Raw genomic sequence first — 19,173 nt, 5'->3', positions numbered from 1 at the left:
AAATCTATAAAAACATACTGTTTTACCTATTTTATGTTTTCACGTACTATGCATCTATTGAAAGAATTTGGATGCATTGGAGTAAAAACAGATGTTAGATCAAAACATTAAAACTCAATTAAAAGCTTACTTAGAACGTCTAGAAAGTCCAATCGAATTAGTTGCTGCCTTAGATGAATCAGATAAAGCTGCTCAAATTAAAGAGCTGGTGAGTGAAATCGCTGAGCTTTCTGACAAAGTGACTGCCCGTTTTGACGGTAACAATACACGTCGTCCAAGCTTTGGTGTGGCTAAAGCAGGTGAACAACCTCGTGTGTTCTTTGCTGGCTTACCAATGGGCCATGAGTTTACGTCTTTGATCTTGGCGCTGTTACAAGTGTCTGGATATGCACCTAAAGTGTCGGATGAAGTGCTCAACCAGATTAAAGGTTTAAACCTCAAAGCCAACTTTGATGTGTTTGTATCATTAAGCTGTCATAACTGTCCGGATGTGGTACAGGCGCTTAACCTGATCGCGATTTATAACCCGAACACTACGGTAACCATGATTGACGGTTCATTCTTCCAAGACGAAGTGGAACAACGCAAAATCATGGCCGTACCAATGGTATTCCAAGACAACGAACACATTGGTCAAGGTCGTATGACCCTTGAAGAGATTGTGGCAAAACTTGATACCAACTCTGCTGAAAAAGATGCAGCAGCACTGAATGCCAAAGATGCTTTTGATGTGTTGGTGATTGGTGGTGGCCCTGCAGGTGCAACAGCTGCAATCTATGCTGCACGTAAAGGCATTAACACAGGTATCGTGGCTGAACGCTTTGGTGGTCAGGTGATGGACACCATGGACATTGAAAACTTCACGTCTGTGCAAAAGACTCAAGGTCCTAAGTTTGCTGCCGAGATGGAAGCACATGTTCGTGAATATGATGTCGATATCATGAACCTGCAACGTGTCAGCAAAATCACGGGTGCCAACCAGACTGCAAATGGCTTGGTTGAAGTTGAACTTGAAAACGGCGCCAAACTTGAATCAAAAACTGTAATCCTTTCAACAGGTGCACGTTGGAGAGAGATGAATGTACCGGGTGAGCAAGAATACCGTACCCGTGGTGTTGCCTACTGCCCACACTGTGATGGTCCGTTGTTCAAAGGTAAACGTGTTGCTGTGATTGGTGGTGGTAACTCAGGCGTAGAAGCTGCAATTGATCTTGCAGGGATTGTTGAGCATGTAACTCTGGTTGAGTTCGATACCAAACTTCGTGCAGACCAAGTCTTGCAAAACAAATTGCATAGCTTGCCAAACACAACGGTGATTATGAATGCCTTAAGTACAGAAGTGTTAGGTGACGGATCACAAGTGACTGGTCTTAAATATAAAGACCGTGCGACTGATGAAGAGCATGTGATCGAGCTTGCTGGGATCTTTGTCCAGATTGGTTTACTGCCAAATACTGACTTCTTGAAAGACAGTGAAGTTGAGTTAACCAACCGTGGCGAGATCATTGTGAATGACCGCAACGAAACCAATGTTCAAGGTGTCTTTGCGGCGGGTGACTGTACCACTGTACCTTACAAGCAAATCATTATTGCTACAGGTGAAGGTGCTAAAGCATCACTCTCTGCGTTTGATTACATCATCCGTTCTGGGCAGTAAAATTTAATCCCAAAAAGAAAAGAGCCAAAGGGTAACCTTTGGCTCTTTTCTTTTTATGGTTTATATAACCCATGTTCGACTAAATGCTCTCGTAAAATACGGCGCAATTCTAATACAGCTTGAGGTGTAAGCTGGATGGAATGACCACCTGGAAGAACTTTCTCAGACTTTGCTCCGTCTAAGTGAGCACTTTTGTACGGGACGATGCCATCGGTAATCACATTTGGATCGTCACTCTTAGTAATATTTCCCATAATTGAATGGAAAACTAATCCTTGATGTGGATTAATATTTTTAGTCAGCTCCATAAATTTAGATTGATGACTTAAATCGCTTGGTCCATTTTGAATCAAACCATTATCAATATTACTCAAGAAATCCTTAACATCTAAATTTTCGGTTGTTAGTGACGTGGCAACAGCCGACAAAAATGCACCGGGTAAACGAATAATTTTACGCGCTGCTAAAGTAAACCAGCGATCAGCATAATCTGTACCGCGATGAGGGGAAGCCAAGAAGATCGCACGATCAAAATTATTGATCGAATGCATTTGCAATCGTTCAGTGACCATTGGATGTTTTTTAAAGCGGTTTTGCTGACGGATCGTCATTAACTCTAAGGCAGGTTTAGTAATATCTCCATCACTGACCAGTAAACGGCTGATAATGCCTCCCATGCTATGTCCAACAAGAACAGCATCATGTGCGGCAGGGTCACTTGGGTTTAGTGAACTAAAAGCTTGTTTAAGCAGAGCATAAATCTGGAAACGGCTTTCTAAAATTGGCATGTTAGTCGAATAAAAAACTTGCCAAACTTGATAATTATCTCTTAAAACCGTATCGCCCATAACATCATTGGTGAGTGCAATCCACGCTTCGGGACTACTGGCTAAGCCATGTACTAACACAATAATTTTCTTATTGGGATTGTATGGTTCAAGCATGTAGAGATGCGGCATAGTTAAATGCTGATCGCGGTCAATCAGAGTTAAATAAGCTGCGACCCCTAAATTATTTTCGGCCAACCATAGACCGTAAGGCGCAGAAAAGTTAGCAGCTAGAGGATATTGTTTCCCCGCTACATTAATATTATCTGTTCGATAAGGATCATAAACTCGGATCACGAATTCTGGATTATTAATGATTTCTTCGATGGTAGTCGCATGTTTGGGTTCAGCGACAATAGTCGCAGCTAAGTAGCGTGCATGATGAATATTTGGATTAACACCATTTTTATAATTGTATTTAAGTGGATCTAAAATATATTCATTAATATCTTCTTTTCCTGAGCTAGGAAAAACAGCAACAAATTCAGATCCAAAACCATCACGGCGGTTAATGGTTCTTAAGCCTGAAAAATTTAAGTTATAACTCGAAATTAATTTTTCTAATTTTTGGCCTGATAGTTGTTTATGAAATTCAAAATCAATTGAGTAAACACTTTTACCAATATGAATTTGCGGTTCAACAACATTTTTTTGTGGGTATCTTAAATCATAAATACTCACCATTTTTGCTATGGCTTGGTTATAGAAGTCACGTATTTGAACTTGTCTATTATCAAAAATACGGTCATTAGGCTGACGTTTTGTTGAAAACAAATACGCGTAGCTATAGCGAATACTTTTATCCAATAAACTCAATTGCTGATCTAAACAATCATCATATCTATTCTGGATATTCTTTTGTTCTTCTTCAGACTTATGCTTAGTAAATCTACTTGTTTTACAATCAGATGTATTTGATAAAGCCATAGCTTTTGCCAAATACATTTCACTTGCAGCTGATAAGAATTGCTCATCTACAATTTGGGGAAGATTTTTGAGTTGATTTACGCAAATCTCTGGCTTATCTGTACAAACTTTAGCTTCTTGACCAGACATGGATAAAACATTCAGGCTCGCTTCGCTGAGTTTGTCTTGCGTGAGAATACTATTACGTTCATTAGCAATAGTTACATTCAAATCTTGCTGTTTAACATTTACGACTTGACAACCACTCAGAATTGAACCGAGTAGTATGACCGTCAACTGTATTTTGCTTCTTTTTATTGAAAACATTATGGTCAAAATATAGTGGCTCAATGGTAGGTAGATCATACAAATTTTAAGATATTTTTCAAATGATCAAATATAAAAAAGGGCTGTCAAATCAGCCCTTTTTTATAGCATTAAGTTTATTTTTTAGGTGCAGCTGTTGAAGTTGTTGCTGACATTGCTGGGTTAGTTAAAACTTGCCATACGTTCCAACGACCTTGTTTTTCAATTTCTTGAATTAAACGATCCGCAATTTCAGCTTCATCTGGATATTTAACTTTATAATTCTTGAGCGTCTGGATAGCATTTTTCTTCTGCTCCATCGCAATATAATTATTTGCAGCAGCTAAATATGCTTCTTGAACATTACCTTTAATGGCTTTGTCTAAATATGGAATGGCTTCACGTTGGCCACCACCTTCAGATAAACCAAAACCGAACCAGAAATTTGTTTCTGCGTCATCTGGACTAATTTTCAAAAGTCTTTGAGCATATTCTAAAGATTTAGTTGTATGAACAGTACCTAAATCAAGGTTACGTGCAAGAACACTTGCTTTAAAAGCACGAATTAGAATATCAAATGATGCATTTGGATTTGCAGCAAGTGTATCAAGTTGCTGTGTAACTTCTTTGAGTTTACTTTCAAAGCCTTTACGTTCTTGACGGTCGGTAAAGCGAGGTGGGTAGTGACGTGCTTTACCTTCTACTAATTGTAAAAAGTCATCAATAGTAGTCACGTCAATTTCATTTTCACCAGCTAAAACTGCGTATTTCATTGAACGTTGTGAATTATTAACAGTCGGAACAATCAGTTTATTGACATCAAGAGTAAGCTGTTTGGTTGGGTCATCTTGACGATTAACCACCATTTTCGTTACAGGCTGGGCAGCAGCTTCTTTTAATGCAACTTCAAATGCCGGCGGCTGATCATAGTTAAAAGGGTTTAGCGCATAAAAAGGAGGAGTAAGCTCTGGTTCCTTGAAAACAAAAGGCTCAATTTTTTGTTCTTTTACGGGTGCCATTGTACAAGCAGTTAAACTTGAGGTCGCAAGGATTATATATGCCAAAGGCTTAAAATTCATAGGATCTTCCGTTCATTTTAGTAAAGTCAGATTTGGTACAGGTAAGTCTAGGAAAAGCTAAACAGACATGCAAGGGTAAGCGTGTTACAGTATGAATCAAGAATATTACGTTTTTGATGTCTTATCTTGCGCACCGCATTCACGACGAACTTCTTCAATAATTTTTAGTTCTTCATCGCTAAAAGGCTGTTCATCCTGACTTTCTTTTTTGAAGCTCGGATCTAGCTCTGATAAACGCTGGCATAAATTATTCATACGTGTTTCGTTGTGCTGAATACGATCAAGTAAAACACGCATACCTTCTAAAATAGGGTCTGACTGATCAGCAGTTGTCGCATATGGGGCAAAGCCAATACTTTGTGCATAATCACGACGACGTTCTTCATCTTTATTCTTGTCGGTGGCATCTTTATAAATATAGCGAGCAGGGTTTCCTACAGCGGTCACACCAGCAGGGACTGCTTTAGTCACTACAGCATTTGAACCGACTTTAGCGCCTTTACCAACAGTAAATGGACCTAAAATTTTTGCACCAGCACCAACAACCACACCATCTTCTAAAGTTGGGTGACGTTTGCCAGTCTTCCATGTTGTACCACCTAAGGTCACACCATGATAAAGCGTAACATCATCACCAATTTCAGCAGTTTCACCAATCACAACACCCATGCCATGATCAATAAAAAAACGTTTACCGATTTTGGCACCTGGGTGAATTTCAATGCCTGTTGCAAAACGACTAAATGAAGAAAGAAGGCGAGCAGCACCTTTACAATCTTTTTGCCATAATTCATGCGCAACACGATGCATCATAATTGCATGAATACCTGGGTAAGTCGTAAGAACTTCTAGTGTATTGCGGGCAGCAGGATCTCGCGCAAATACAGCTTTTATATCTTCTTTAAGCTGCTTAAGCATTGGGTTGATCCTCCTTGTCAGATAATGCTTTTTTCCATTTACCACTTGTTAAAGCTTGTACGCGACTAAAAATACCGCGAAGTAAATGATATTCCATACGATCTAATTGTATACGACCAAATAAACGACGCAAGCGTAAAGGTAATAAACGTGGATTTTCTGGATCTAAAAATTCGATTTCAGTCAGCATTTTTTCTAGATGAGGATAAAATTCTTCCATTTGTTGCTGAGTCACCAAAGGTTCATCCCATTGCATGCTTTGGCCTTGCACTAATGGCATTTCATCTACATTCTGATCGACTTGCTCTTGCTCGAGAGCAGACATGCGAAGTTCGTAACATACAACTTGAATCGCTTGCGCAACATTTAATACGCCATAGTCAGGATTGACAGGAATCGTCAAATGATAATTTGCCAGCGCTAATTCTTCGTTGGTTAAACCACGGTCTTCGCGTCCAAAAACAATCGCAATCTGTTGCCCTTGAGTAGTGGCCTTAATAGCTTCTTTGGCAGCAGGTCGCACGTCAAGTAAAGGCCAAGGAATAGTACGGCTACGTGCACTTGTTCCAAATACTAAATGGCAATCTTTAATAGCATCTTCTAAAGTATCGACAATCTCAAGATGTTCAAATAAATCTTGGGCACCAGCAGCAAGCGCTTGTATGTCTGGGTGGGGATATGTTTTTGGTGCAACAAGAACTAATTTAATTAGCCCCATCGTTTTCATGGCACGTAAAGCACTGCCAATATTAGCTGGCAACGTAGTATTTACCATGACAATACGCACTTGTGCTAATTGTTTTGACACAGTGTTATGATCAAACGAACTCATAAGATTTCCAGAAATTACGAATATTGAGAAACTTCGCTTTGGTATAAATCCAATGCATCGTCCATAGTCATGTCCGCGGGAGGGGAAGCAACGGTTTGCGGACGAGTAGGTTCTGCTGCTTTAGCTGCTTTCGACTTTACTTGATATTCAATGTAAATATTATCTTTACCAAAATAATCTCTGAGTTTAGCAAGTAATTCATCGAGAGGAGCAACTTTCCATTGCGGACCAAGTTGAAGCTCGGCTTGAGCATAAGGTTGATCAATCTGTAGCTGTAGAGTGATATGTTGATGCATATCTACATTGCAAAATGGCAAGATTATGTTTTGTAAATCTTTTGCCAAAGTGGCTTGCATAAACTCTTCTGTTAATTTGATCTGAATACTGTTAGCACGTTTTTGTCGTATTTCATTTAAAGTAAAAGCCTTAGTTAAACGGCCCATCGGACGTTCAAAGCCTTCTCTTTCATAAATTTCGCCTTCAAAGACGACAACACGCTCAACTTGGATAATATCTTTAAAACGTTGGAAACGTTCATGGTTGCAACTTACTTCAATACGAGCTGTACCATCATCTAGTACAATAACTACGCGATTTGGGAAGTTTGCGACGTCAATGACTAAACCTGCATAGACTGTTGTAACACCACGACGTGTAGCCGTAATTTCATTAAGTTTCACAGGGATAAAAGCTTTAAGTTCTTGTCGGTAAACATCAATTGGGTGACCAGTGAGATATAGACCAAGCGTGTCTTTTTCGCCTTTTAGACGAACCTCGTCACTCCACGGTTTAACAGGTTTAGCTGGCTTACGCTGAACTTCTTCAACCTCACCAAATAAATCCATAATACCGCTTTCACGGTTACTGCGCGCTTGTTCGGCAGCTTGAACAGCTTCAGGTAATTGCGCCATTAAGCTTGCGCGTTCAATTCCTAAGCAATCGAGTGCACCTGCACGAATTAAAGCTTCAAGAGTACGCTTATTGATTTTCTTCAAATCAATACGATGGCAAAAATCGAATAGATCTGTATAAGGACCAAATTGTCGACGAGAGTCAATAACTGACTGCATCGCTTGTTCGCCAACGCCTTTAATTGCACCTAAACCATACACAATAGTTTTATCATCGCTCGCATGGAAATGATAAGTCGACATATTGACGGATGGTGGTAAAACTTCTAGGCCATTATTTCGGCAGTCATCGATTAAAAATACAACACTGTCGGTGTTCTGCATTTCCGATGACATTACCGCTGCCATAAACTCAGCAGGATAATGTGCTTTTAACCATGCAGTATGGTAAGCAACTAGGGCATAAGCTGCAGCGTGAGATTTGTTGAAACCATAGCCTGCGAACTTTTCCATATAGTCAAAGATATGGTTGGCTGTACTTTCATCAATCCCTTTTTCTGCAGCACCTGCCAAGAAAATTTGGCGCTGCTTAACCATCTCCTCAGGTTTCTTTTTACCCATTGCACGACGTAGTAAGTCCGCGCCACCGAGCGTATAACCCGCACAGATCTGTGCAGTCTGCATCACCTGTTCTTGGTAAACCATAATCCCGTAAGTTGGCTCTAATACACCTTCAAGAAGTGGGTGAAGATATTCAAAATCTCCACCATGCATACGGTGAATAAAGTCAGGAATAAGATCCATTGGACCAGGACGGTACAATGATACGAACGCAATAATCTCTTCAAATTTACTTGGACGTGCTTCTTTAAGCATTCGTTTCATGCCGACGGATTCAAACTGGAATACCGCGGTTGTATTTGCATCGGCAAAGACAGAATATGCTTTAGCATCATCAAGTGGAACATGCGAAATTATGAGCGGATCATTACTATCGCGATTTTTATTAATATTTTGAATTGCGTCTTCAATAACGGTTAAGTTACGTAAACCCAAAAAGTCGAATTTGACGAGACCTGCTGCTTCTACATCGTCTTTATCATATTGAGCAACACGGCTAGTTCCATCTTCATCACAAAGCACAGCCGAGAAATCAGTAATCTTACCAGGTGCAATAACAACCCCACCGGCATGTTTACCGGTATTTCGGGTGATACCTTCCAATTTTAAGGCCATTTCCCAGATTTCACTCGCGTCATCATTATCTGGGTTAGATGGGTTGGTAACGATATCTTTAAGCTGAGGTTCCATCTCGATAGCAGTGGCTAAGTCCACACCGAGCGGTTTAGTAGGTACCATTTTTGAGATACGGTCAGCTAAACCGTAAGATTTACCTAATACACGGGCAACGTCGCGAATTGCACCTTTTGCCGCCATCGTACCGAAAGTTGCAATTTGCGACACGGCTTCACGGCCATAAGTACGTGAAACATAATCAATAACGCGGTCACGTCCAGCAATACAGAAGTCGACATCAAAGTCGGGCATCGAGACACGTTCTGGGTTTAAGAAACGTTCGAAAAGTAGATCGTAACGAAGAGGATCAAGGTCAGTAATTTTTAAGCTATAGGCAACGAGTGAACCCGCACCTGAACCACGGCCAGGTCCGACAGGAACGCCATTATTTTTTGCCCACTGGATGAAGTCCATGACGATAAGGAAGTAACCAGGAAAACCCATTTTGAGGATAATGCCGACTTCGTAATCAATTCGTTCATCGTAAGGTTTACGAATTTCAGGCCAATCTTCGCCACGTTTTTCGACAGGGTAGAGATAATCTAAACGTTCTTCTAAACCTACTTTAGACAAATGCTCAAAGTAAGTGTCGATGGTGAAACCATCTGGAATTGGATAGTCAGGTAAAAAGTAGGTGCCAAGTTGTAGGCTAACATTACAGCGTTTTGCAATGTTATAGGTGTTTTCGATAGCACTTGGGATATCTGAAAACAACTCAATCATTTCGTCCGAGGTTTTAAAATGTTGCTCAGGACTATATAATCGTGGACGACGGTCATCTGCTAATACATAGCCATCAGCAATACAAACACGGGCTTCGTGAGCTTCAAAATCTTCTTTTTCTACAAAGTGCACATCATTATGCGCAACTACACCCACATTATATTGAGCAGCAAGTTTAGCGGCTTCTTGAATAAAGTCTTCTTCACCGGGACGATCGGTACGTGTTAAAGCCAGATAAATACGGTTACCAAATTTTTCGATCCATGCTTCCAAAAGGGGAGCGGCTTTTTGAGGGTTAGATGAGCAAAGCATCTGACCCACATCACTATGTTGGCCAAGTAAAACAATAATATCTTGATGCTGTTCAAGTACCCATTCTTTTTTTACACATGGAATACTAAGTTGTTGACCTTCAATAAAACCGCGTGAAACGATTTCGGTTAGACTTTTCCAGCCTACATTACTCATTGCAAGTAAAGTTGCACGATGTTGAGCATCGTCAAGGCGGATTGTGCTACCTAAAAGCGGTTTAATTCCTTTTTTTAAACAGGAATTATAGAATTTTACGGCGGCATGAAGGTTTGATAGATCGGTTAATGCCAGCGCAGGCATTTGGTCTTTAACCGCAGCGTTGACCAAGTCAGGTATGCGAACTATCGACTCTGTAATCGAAAATTCTGTATAAATACCGAGATGAACAAACTGCATAAACCAATCCTTAATACGACTGCAGCATAGTTTAGCACGCAAAGTTAAAACGAAATGCTTAATATTTTGGCAAACTGTTAAGGATTTTATTATTTAAGAAGAATGATTTGAATATCTATTGTACAGATTGAATATAAAAGAGCCTATTTTTAAGAAATAGGACCAACCCAAACTTTGTGTTTGGGCTGGTTGAAAAACTTAGTACTGCCAGAACATGCGCTGAATTTCTTTCGTGTCATTCGTCTTAGTAAGAGCTAAAGCTGCAAGAAGACGCGCTTTTTGAGGGTTTAAATCATGTGCTGCTACCCAACCATATTTAGAGTCAGGTTGTTCTGCATCACGTAATACGAAGCCTTGTGCGACACGTGATGAACGGATAATTTGAATACCGTTTTTGTCGTGAAGATTTTGTAAGGTTGGTACGATATATTTTGGTACAGAACCGTTACCAGTACCTGCATTAATGATCGCTTTAGCACCAGCTTTTGCATACGCTTCATATGCATCTGGAAGCATAGAGTCCGAACCATAAACGATCTGTACAGTTGGAAGTGCATCGCCTTTAATATTTTCAATATTAAACTCTGAAGCATTTGTATGACGTTTTACAGACTGTCTGAACCAGTATGGTTTGCCTTCAACTAATGTACCTAAAGCGCCCCATTGGCTAACAAAAGCATTTGTATGAATATTAATACCTTTAGTTACATCACGTGCAGCAAAAATAGAGTCGTTCATAAGAACCATAACGCCTTTATTTTTTGCATCATCAGAAGCTGCTAAAGCAACTGCACTATAAAGGTTAAGTGGACCATCAGCTGAAAGAGCAGTTGAAGGACGCATTGAGCCAACAAGTACAATCGGTTTATCAGTATGAATAACCAAATTTAAGAAAAATGCTGTTTCTTCTAAAGTATCTGTACCGTGTGTAATTACGACACCATTAACAGATGGCTTTTTAACAAGCTCATTCACTTGACGAGCAATTTCTAATAATTCCTTGTCAGTAATACTCTCAGAAGCGATTTGTAAAGCTTGAATACCAGTTACATTTGCCAAATCTTTGATTTGTGGAACTGCGTTAATTAGGGTATCAACAGGAACTTTTGCAGCAGTATAAGTTGCACTATTTGCCGAGCTTGCGCCAGCACCAGCGATAGTACCGCCAGTGGCAACTACGACAACATTATTTTTTGCATAAAGTGGGAGAGAGCAGGCTAATAAGCCCATCGCTAAACCTAAAGATTTAACAGTTTTAGTCAACATCGAAAATATCCTTATGAAGTGACGAAGTAAAAGTTTGTTGAATATGACTGCTTTTCCTAAGCAAAATACATACCATGTAAAACATATTCATAACTTGTTTGAATAAGAAGCATCCTTGAATAGCATTTTGTTTCACCAACAACTGCTTAATCATTGCTTTTATTTAGCGCTAATAAATAACATGAATAAAATAAAAAATCTATTAAGTTTTTCTAATTTATCTTGATTTGTTTACTTTTTAATATAAATAAAACAAATGATTTTTTTATCTGTATAAAATTAAAAAATAATAGATGTGTTTAAGTAATTTTTTGCCATTTGATATTTTTATATTGTTGATTTTTATTGTTATAATTTAATATTAAGATGATTTTAAATTTTTCAGTATGAATTGAAAAATAATTCCATTAATTTAATATAATTTAATTGTTGTAAATTGAATTAAAATTTAATCACTTGGTATTTATTTTTAAAAATATAAAATTTGTTTGAATAATTTTTATTCTATTTTTAAGGTTTGATTTAAGAAAATTTAATAGCAGTTTAAAGTCATTATTTAATATAAAAATATAGGTGAATTTCTGCCAGTAATTTTAAAATAAAAAAAGAGCAATTTTATAAGGTCATATAAAATTGCTCTTAAGTTGGGAGAGTGGGAGAAAAGAGAAACTTAAGCGGTCGTTTGTTCTTGAGTTGATTTAATTAATACTGGCTCTGGTAGTTCTTCAGTATCAGCCACTTTATCGCCTTCAAGCTTGGCAACAACTGCGGTAGCAATACTGTTACCTACTACGTTTGTTGCGGTACGGCCCATATCAAGGAATTGGTCGATACCGAGTAATAAGAGAATTCCGGCTTCAGGTAAATGGAACATAGTGAGTGTTGCTGAAATAACCACAATTGAAGCTCGTGAAACACCAGCAATACCTTTACTTGTCACCATTAGGGTTAACAAAATTAAGACTTGCTGAGTGAAGCTAAGATCAATATTGTAAGCTTGAGCAATAAAGAGTACTGCAAACGTGGTGTACATCATTGAACCATCAAGGTTGAATGAATAACCTAAAGGTAATACAAAGCTCGTTACTTTTTTAGGCACACCAAATTTATTTAGTGCATCCATTACTTTAGGATAGGCTGATTCACTTGAAGCTGTAGCAAAAGCAAGCGTTACAGGTTCACGAATTAATTTACCTAAACGGAAAATATCTTTTTTAAGTACGATTGCACCTACGGAGAATAAGATGATCCACAGTAATAAAAGACCAAAGTAGAACTCCGCGATTAAAATGCCATAGTCAACAATCAAGCCTAAACCTTGTACTGTAATTGCTGAAGCGATTGCTGCAAATACTGCAACAGGTGCAAACATCATGACGTAATCAGTAATACGGAACATGATTTTGCTGAGTTCATCAGTCAAACGAATGATAACTGAATCTTTTTCTTTGCCTTGATTTACAAAAGCAAGGGCTGAGCCAAAGAAAATAGAGAAAACAAGGACTTGCAAAATATCGTTATTTGCCATTGCTTCGGCAATACTGCGTGGGAAAACATGGCTTAAAAATGATTGTAGAGTGAAGCCTGTAGTCGCTGGAGCAGAAGAGCTACTCAATTGTTGCGCAGTTGGTAATACTAAATCTAAAGCTGCACCTGGTTGGAAAAAGTTTGCCAGACCCATACCGATAGCAAGCGATACGAACGAAGCAGTAATAAACCAAGTCATTGATTTAAGGGTGATACTGCCGATTGATGTCGATTTCCCCATTGATACAATGCCTGAAACAATAGTGGCAAATACCAATGGAGCAATAATCATTTTGATAAGGCGTAAAAAGATATCTGTAGGTATGTTGAGATAAGAAGCGATTTGCTTCAATTGTTCACCCTCATTAAAGAAGTGGTGACAAATCCAACCTGTCAGTATGCCAAGTAAAATAGCAACAACAATATACTTGAGCAATTTCTTTTGCTTCATGTGAACCTCTATCCATTTGATTCAATCATCCTTTGATGGGATTTGAATGATTGAAAGCTTTCCTTGTTAGTTCAGTTCGGTTGTTCTAACGATGTTATCTTCCTAGATCTGTATCTGTTTTAACCGAATCGAATATGGCGATGTTGTTATGGAGATGGATTGTTGCTCGATTTTGAAGCAGTGTGAAATGCAAAAAAATATTGATCCATGCATTTTTTGCATAATAAAGGTTAAGTAGATTGAGGAAAATCAAGTGATTTTAAACGTATGGTAAAAAATATATAAATCAAAAAATTAACTAATTTTTAAAGTTAAAAGAATCATAAATTTTATAAAAATTATTTAAATACAATGGTTTATTTTGTGTTCATAAAATTGTTATGTGGTTAGGAGATTCTTCTCTTATAAAAATGAATAAAATAGAATTATAAAAAAGGCACCTATTTAGAGATGCCTTTTTTGTTATGCATTTTTTTAACGACGATTGGCTAAGAAACGTCCTAGTCGTGTAATTGCTTCACGTAATTCATTTTCAGCAGGTAAGAAAACCACGCGGAAATGATCAGGTGTTGGCCAGTTAAAGCCTGTACCTTGCACCAATAACACTTTTTCTGCACGTAGCAAATCAAGCATTAACTTTTCATCATCTTCAATTGGGTAGATGTTCGGGTCAAGGCGAGGGAAACAGTACATTGCTCCATCTGGTTTTACACAGCTTACACCTGGAATTTCATTAAGCATTTCCCAAGCAATATTGCGCTGTTCGTATAAACGGCCACCAGGACGAATCAAGTCATTAATTGATTGATAACCGCCTAGGGCAGTTTGAATCGCATATTGAGCTTGAACGTTTGCACATAGACGCATTGATGCCAACATGTCTAATCCTTCGATATAGTCAGCAGCACGGCTTTTATCACCCGTAATTGCCATCCAACCTGAACGGAAGCCTGCAATACGATAAGCTTTTGATAAACCATTAAAAGATACACAAAGCTGGTCGCCAGCTAATGATGCCACTGAAACATGTTCAATACCGTCATAAATAATTTTGTCGTAAATTTCATCAGCAAATAAAATTAGATCATATTTTTTTGCAATCGCTACAATCTGTTCAAGAATGTGGCGTGGATATACCGAACCCGTAGGATTGTTTGGGTTAATGATGACAATACCGCGAGTATTCGGAGTAATCTTACTTTCAATATCAGCAATATCTGGGTACCAGCTATTTTCTTCATCACATTTATAATGAATTGCCGTGCCGCCTGAAAGATTAACTGCTGCTGTCCAAAGCGGATAATCCGGCATTGGAATCAGCATTTCGTCTCCGTCATCTAATAAGCCTTGCATAGCCATTACGATGAGTTCAGATACGCCATTACCAATATACACGTCATTGACATGCATATTGAGAATTCCTTTTTGCTGGTAATACTGACAAATTGCTTTACGAGCAGGGAAGATACCTTTTGAGTCAACATAACCAATTGCATTTGGTAAGTTTAAAGCAACATCATTAATAATTTCTTGTGGTGCTTCAAATCCAAAGGGAGCTGGGTTACCAATATTCAACTTGATAATCTTATGTCCTTGCTCTTCCATTTCATTGGCGGCTCTTAAAACTGGCCCACGGATGTCATAACAAACATGCTCAAGCTTCGATGATTTTTTGATTTCTCGAGTAGATGGCATGGAATGGAGGGTAGCAGTATTTTTAGACATAACGGGATTCACTTTTGCATATCGGTATAAATAACTTTTAAATGTTTTAACTGTTACCAAATTTAGATCATGTTGATCTTTCAATAGTTCAACAATTTTTTCATGGGTAAAACCCGATTGTTGATATTGTTTAATAATTGGTAGTAGTTGTTGGAAAACCACACTTTTTTTCTGAGACATGTTCTGTCCTATACAACCGTGCGCACTTAGAATAGCACTATGTTTGCTTGCTTTAAAGCTAATTAGTAATAAATTTGCTTACTTTTGATTTTGTGTTTTGCTTACTTTTTGCTTTTTGTTCTTTATATGTTTAAATTCCAACAAATTTTACGTTCAGAGACTAGTGTTTTTGTGATGAATGGCGTAAATATAAAACTCGATCATCAGAAATGTTTACTTCAGAATAAAAGGTGTATGTCATGGGAAAAGTCAATAAAACAGACCGGGAATGGCAAAGAGAGTTATCACCAGAAGAGTATCGGATTACACGACAAAAAGGCACTGAACCTGCATTTACGGGGCAATACTGGAATACTAAGCAACATGGTACCTATGTTTGCCGTTGCTGCGGCGCAGAGTTGTTCTCATCAGATACCAAATATGATAGCGGTTGTGGTTGGCCAAGTTTCTTCCGTCCTATCAATGGTGCAGTCATTGATGAACATGAAGATTTAACGCATGGTATGGTCAGAACTGAAATTGTTTGTCATGATTGCGAGGCTCATTTAGGGCATGTATTTGAAGATGGACCACAGCCGACTGGTTTGCGCTATTGCGTAAACTCGGCATCATTACAACTTAAAACAGAAGAAAAAAATGATGAGGAAACCTATCCATGAGTAATATTTATCAGTTTGAAGCTGAGCTGTTAGAGGGTGAAGTTAAGCAGTTCGCTGATTACAAAGGTAAAGTTTTATTAATTGTAAACACTGCGAGTAAATGTGGTTTTACCCCACAATTTGCTGGTCTCGAAAAACTTTATGAAAAATATAAAGATCAAGGGTTGGAAGTTTTAGGTTTTCCCTGCAACCAGTTTGGTGGGCAAGATCCAGGAAGCAATAAAGAAATTGGTAGCTTTTGTCAGCGTAACTATGGGGTGAAATTTCCTATGTTTGCTAAAGTTGATGTAAAAGGTCCGGAAGCCCATGTAATTTTTAGATATTTAACACGTGAAGCTAAAGGTATTTTGGGCAGCAGTAGCATTAAATGGAACTTTACTAAATTCTTGGTAGGTAAGGATGGCGCTGTTTTAAACCGATATGCGCCTACAACTAAACCTGAAGCTTTAGAAGCTGATATTGAAAAAGCTTTAGCGAGTTAATTGTTTAAATGAACGCTATTCCTCAACCTTTTGAGTTTTGGCAAGATGTGCGAATGCCGTATGTTGAAACCAGAAGATCTTGTTTTAGCCGAACATGTTATAAATCTCATAGTCATCCAACGTTTTCTATCGGGGCTATAGACGAGGGGAATAGCGTTTTTCAAAGTTCATTTGGTACGGCCCAAAAAATTGATGCTGGTACTTTGGTGATCGTACCCGCACATATTGAGCATTCATGTAACCCTTTGCCAGATCAGGCTTGGAGCTACCAGATGCTACATTTGGACATAAGGTGGTTAAATCAGCTGTATTCAGAATTTCGACAACATGGTTTGGATTTGCTTCTGCCTCAGCATAAGCCGCTCATAATAAAAGAAGAAACTTTATATCAGGCTTTTTCTGATATGAATGAAACTTTATTTGATCCTGAAAAATTAATTATTGAAAAAGAACAGTCACTGATCTATTGCCTTACCCAGCTATTACTCCCTCATTTCGTATTAGAAGAAATACAAAAAACTGAATATTTGTATGAAGATTTTTTGGACTTAATTCATATCATTAAATCGTCAGAACAATTTATTTCTCTTGAAGAGCTTGCAGAGCAGGTTGGTCTTAGTCGATATGCAATCATTCGTTTATTCAAGGCCAATGTTGGTTTAACCCCACATGCATTTCAAATTAATTTAAAGATTAATCAAGCCAGAGCTCAATTAAAACAAGGGATTTCACTCGCAGAGTTAGCTGTCAATTTAGGCTTTAGTGATCAAAGTCATTTTCATAAAGCTTTTAAAGCACATACAGGAATTACTCCTCGACAGTTTCAACTTGCAGCAGCGCAATAATTTACAAGAAATTATTTTTCTCTATTTTTAAGCTACTCCATACAGTTTTAAAGATGAAATCGTTATGGAAGTTTTTTGGGTTATCGCCTTTACTCACTTTTTAGCACTCCTATCTCCGGGACCAGATTTTTTTCTTATTCTGACCAGTCTTTTGCAAAAAGGAGCGCGTTATACCTATGGCGTTATTCTGGGAATTACTTTGGGTAATGCTCTTATCTTAATGGTATGTATATTTGGATTTATGGTGCTTGGCAATTTAAGTACAACGATTCTTTTAGTACTTAAATGGCTGGGGGCTGGATATTTAGCTTATTTGAGTTTTCTTTGTTTTAGAGCCACTCAAGGAACAAACTTGAATATTACAGTTGCTGAAAATAGTTCGGTTGAACAAGAGTCTAGTTATAAAAGTAAAGTTAAAAGCTTAGCTGTGGGTTTGCAATCCAGTCTTCTTAATCCTAAAAATATTATGTTTTATAGTAGTTTAATGCTGCTTATTCAACAGGAATTTAGCTTATTTCAAAAATTACTAATGAGTATATGGATGACAGGAGTGGTTCTTGGATGGAATTTATTATTGGTTCATCTATTACGTCAAGAGCAGGTATTAGCTCAGATTAAACGTTTTGCCAGAGGAATATATTATTGCTCTAGTCTGGCTTTCATTTTTTTCGCAGTGTTATTGATTGTCTATAGGTAATATAGATTGCATAGCCTTCTAAATAAGACTGAAGGCTATACAACTTTGCTGGATTTAAAGAATCGCTTTTAAGCGTTTAACGACTTCTTCGCATTGTGCCAAATCTGCTACTAAAGCCATACGCACATGGTTGGCACCAGGGTTACCTTGTTCGGTATCACGAGATAGATAACGACCTGGTAAAACCTTAATATGTGCTTTTTCCATCAGCATTTTGGCAAAAGTTTTATCATTATCTACTTTTAACCAGTAATAAAAACCGGCATCAGGTTTTTGTAATGGGAGCAGATGGCCTAGCTCAGATTGGAATAAATCAAATTTTGCACGATATTGCTTACGGTTTTCTTCAACATGATTTTCATCGTTCCACGCTGCGATTGAAGCAAGCTGGTGTTGTACTGGCATTGCAGCGCCGTGATAGGTGCGGTATTGCAAATATGGCTTTAAAAGATCGGCATCACCCGCTACAAAACCTGAGCGCAAACCCGGTAAGTTTGAACGCTTTGAAAGTGAATGGAAGACGATACAGTTTTTGTAGTCATCACGGCCAAGCTCAGCACAAACTTCTAATAGACCAGTAGGTGCTTGGTCAAACCAAAGCTCTGAATAGCATTCATCAGAAGCAATAACAAAATTATATTGATCAGATAAGGCAATTAGCTTTTTAAATTGTTCTTTGGAAAGCACAGTACCTGTTGGGTTACCCGGTGTACATACAAAAAGTAGGGCTGTCTTTTCCCAAACTTCTGCTGGTACTGCATCAAAATCACCTAAATAACCATTTTCTTCTGTGCAATTAATGAAGTATGGCTTTGCACCTGCAAGTAAAGCAGCACCTTCATAAATTTGATAAAATGGGTTTGGCATCACCACATAAGGTGCATCTTCACGATTAATTAATGCCTGTACAAAAGAGAAAATCCCTTCACGAGTACCAGAGACAGGCAAGATGTGGTTTTCAGCACTGATGCTGTTAAGTTTAAAGCGCTTAGTTAACCAATCTGCAATGCTTTGGCGAAGCTCTGGTAAGCCTTTGCTGTTTGGATAAGTTGATAGGTGGTTAAAGTTATCAATAATAGCCTGTTTAACAAACTCTGGTGCTGGATGCTTAGGTTCGCCAATTGATAGAGGAATCAAGGGAAGGTTAGCAGGAGTAGTATCCTTAAAAAGTTGGTTTAACTTTTCAAATGGATACGGATGTAATAACGACAAGCTAGAGTTCATTAAACAGTTACCAA

At 38.2% G+C, this 19,173-nt stretch carries 14 protein-coding genes; 5 read left to right on the top strand and 9 right to left on the bottom strand.

Features of this window, described 5'->3' with window-relative positions; all coding sequences use genetic code 11:
* Window positions 1–91 precede the first annotated feature (91 nt).
* On the top strand, window positions 92–1,657 hold the full coding sequence (gene ahpF / locus KTJ10_RS01855) for an alkyl hydroperoxide reductase subunit F (protein ID WP_262441201.1): 1,566 nt from the start codon (window positions 92–94) through the stop codon (window positions 1,655–1,657).
* 53 nt (window positions 1,658–1,710) lie between these two features.
* Here ahpF and KTJ10_RS01850 read toward each other — a convergent pair whose 3' ends face one another.
* From KTJ10_RS01850 to KTJ10_RS01815, 8 genes are all read right to left on the bottom strand, one after another.
* A complete protein-coding gene (locus KTJ10_RS01850) occupies window positions 1,711–3,717 on the bottom strand; it encodes an esterase/lipase family protein (RefSeq protein WP_033849756.1) in 2,007 nt (668 codons plus the stop codon).
* Between the two features lie 116 nt (window positions 3,718–3,833).
* The gene (locus KTJ10_RS01845) at window positions 3,834–4,775 is read right to left on the bottom strand and encodes an ABUW_2363 family tetratricopeptide repeat lipoprotein (protein ID WP_262441200.1); all 942 of its coding nucleotides are present in this window, start codon (window positions 4,773–4,775) and stop codon (window positions 3,834–3,836) included.
* A 105-nt stretch (window positions 4,776–4,880) separates the two neighbouring features.
* Window positions 4,881–5,693: a serine O-acetyltransferase gene (gene cysE, locus KTJ10_RS01840; RefSeq protein WP_005069719.1), complete on the bottom strand. Its 813-nt coding sequence runs from the start codon at window positions 5,691–5,693 to the stop codon at window positions 4,881–4,883.
* On the bottom strand, window positions 5,686–6,525 hold the full coding sequence (locus tag KTJ10_RS01835) for an RNA methyltransferase (protein ID WP_262441199.1): 840 nt from the start codon (window positions 6,523–6,525) through the stop codon (window positions 5,686–5,688). Before KTJ10_RS01835 ends, cysE begins: the two co-directional genes overlap by 8 nt.
* Before the next feature lie 14 nt (window positions 6,526–6,539).
* Entirely contained in the window at window positions 6,540–10,103 is a 3,564-nt protein-coding gene (dnaE, locus tag KTJ10_RS01830) for a DNA polymerase III subunit alpha (RefSeq protein WP_262441198.1), read from the bottom strand.
* A 198-nt stretch (window positions 10,104–10,301) separates the two neighbouring features.
* Window positions 10,302–11,369, bottom strand: coding sequence for a type II asparaginase (locus tag KTJ10_RS01825; RefSeq protein ID WP_005069712.1), 1,068 nt, complete (start codon window positions 11,367–11,369; stop codon window positions 10,302–10,304).
* Window positions 11,370–12,039: 670 nt separating this feature from the next.
* Entirely contained in the window at window positions 12,040–13,347 is a 1,308-nt protein-coding gene (locus tag KTJ10_RS01820; RefSeq protein WP_262441197.1) for a dicarboxylate/amino acid:cation symporter, read from the bottom strand.
* 474 nt (window positions 13,348–13,821) lie between these two features.
* Window positions 13,822–15,252 (bottom strand): pyridoxal phosphate-dependent aminotransferase, encoded by a 1,431-nt coding sequence (locus KTJ10_RS01815; protein WP_005069706.1) that lies wholly within the window; start codon window positions 15,250–15,252, stop codon window positions 13,822–13,824.
* Window positions 15,253–15,491: 239 nt separating this feature from the next.
* Here KTJ10_RS01815 and msrB point away from each other — a divergent pair, with 239 nt between their 5' ends.
* The 4 genes from msrB to KTJ10_RS01795 all read left to right on the top strand — a co-directional run bounded on the left by msrB (window position 15,492) and on the right by KTJ10_RS01795 (window position 17,935).
* The gene (gene msrB, locus KTJ10_RS01810) at window positions 15,492–15,911 is read left to right on the top strand and encodes a peptide-methionine (R)-S-oxide reductase MsrB (protein ID WP_002114184.1); all 420 of its coding nucleotides are present in this window, start codon (window positions 15,492–15,494) and stop codon (window positions 15,909–15,911) included.
* Entirely contained in the window at window positions 15,908–16,393 is a 486-nt protein-coding gene (locus KTJ10_RS01805) for a glutathione peroxidase (protein ID WP_005069704.1), read from the top strand. The genes msrB and KTJ10_RS01805 overlap by 4 nt, the downstream gene beginning before the upstream one ends.
* 8 nt (window positions 16,394–16,401) lie before the next feature.
* Window positions 16,402–17,238, top strand: a complete 837-nt coding sequence (locus KTJ10_RS01800) for an AraC family transcriptional regulator (RefSeq protein WP_262441196.1) — start codon at window positions 16,402–16,404, stop codon at window positions 17,236–17,238.
* A gap of 64 nt (window positions 17,239–17,302) precedes the next feature.
* The gene (locus KTJ10_RS01795; RefSeq protein WP_199992495.1) at window positions 17,303–17,935 is read left to right on the top strand and encodes a LysE family translocator; all 633 of its coding nucleotides are present in this window, start codon (window positions 17,303–17,305) and stop codon (window positions 17,933–17,935) included.
* Between the two features lie 54 nt (window positions 17,936–17,989).
* On the opposite strand, the gene dapC is transcribed toward KTJ10_RS01795, so the two are convergent.
* The gene (gene dapC, locus KTJ10_RS01790) at window positions 17,990–19,159 is read right to left on the bottom strand and encodes a succinyldiaminopimelate transaminase (protein WP_262441420.1); all 1,170 of its coding nucleotides are present in this window, start codon (window positions 19,157–19,159) and stop codon (window positions 17,990–17,992) included.
* Between the last annotated feature and the right edge of the window lie 14 nt (window positions 19,160–19,173).

It is taken from the genome of Acinetobacter sp. WU_MDCI_Abxc222 (assembly GCF_025514755.1).
In the GTDB taxonomy this organism is placed as follows: domain Bacteria; phylum Pseudomonadota; class Gammaproteobacteria; order Pseudomonadales; family Moraxellaceae; genus Acinetobacter; species Acinetobacter geminorum.
Note: the sequence above shows the minus strand (reverse complement) of the source record. Positions and strands in the feature narration are given on the sequence as shown.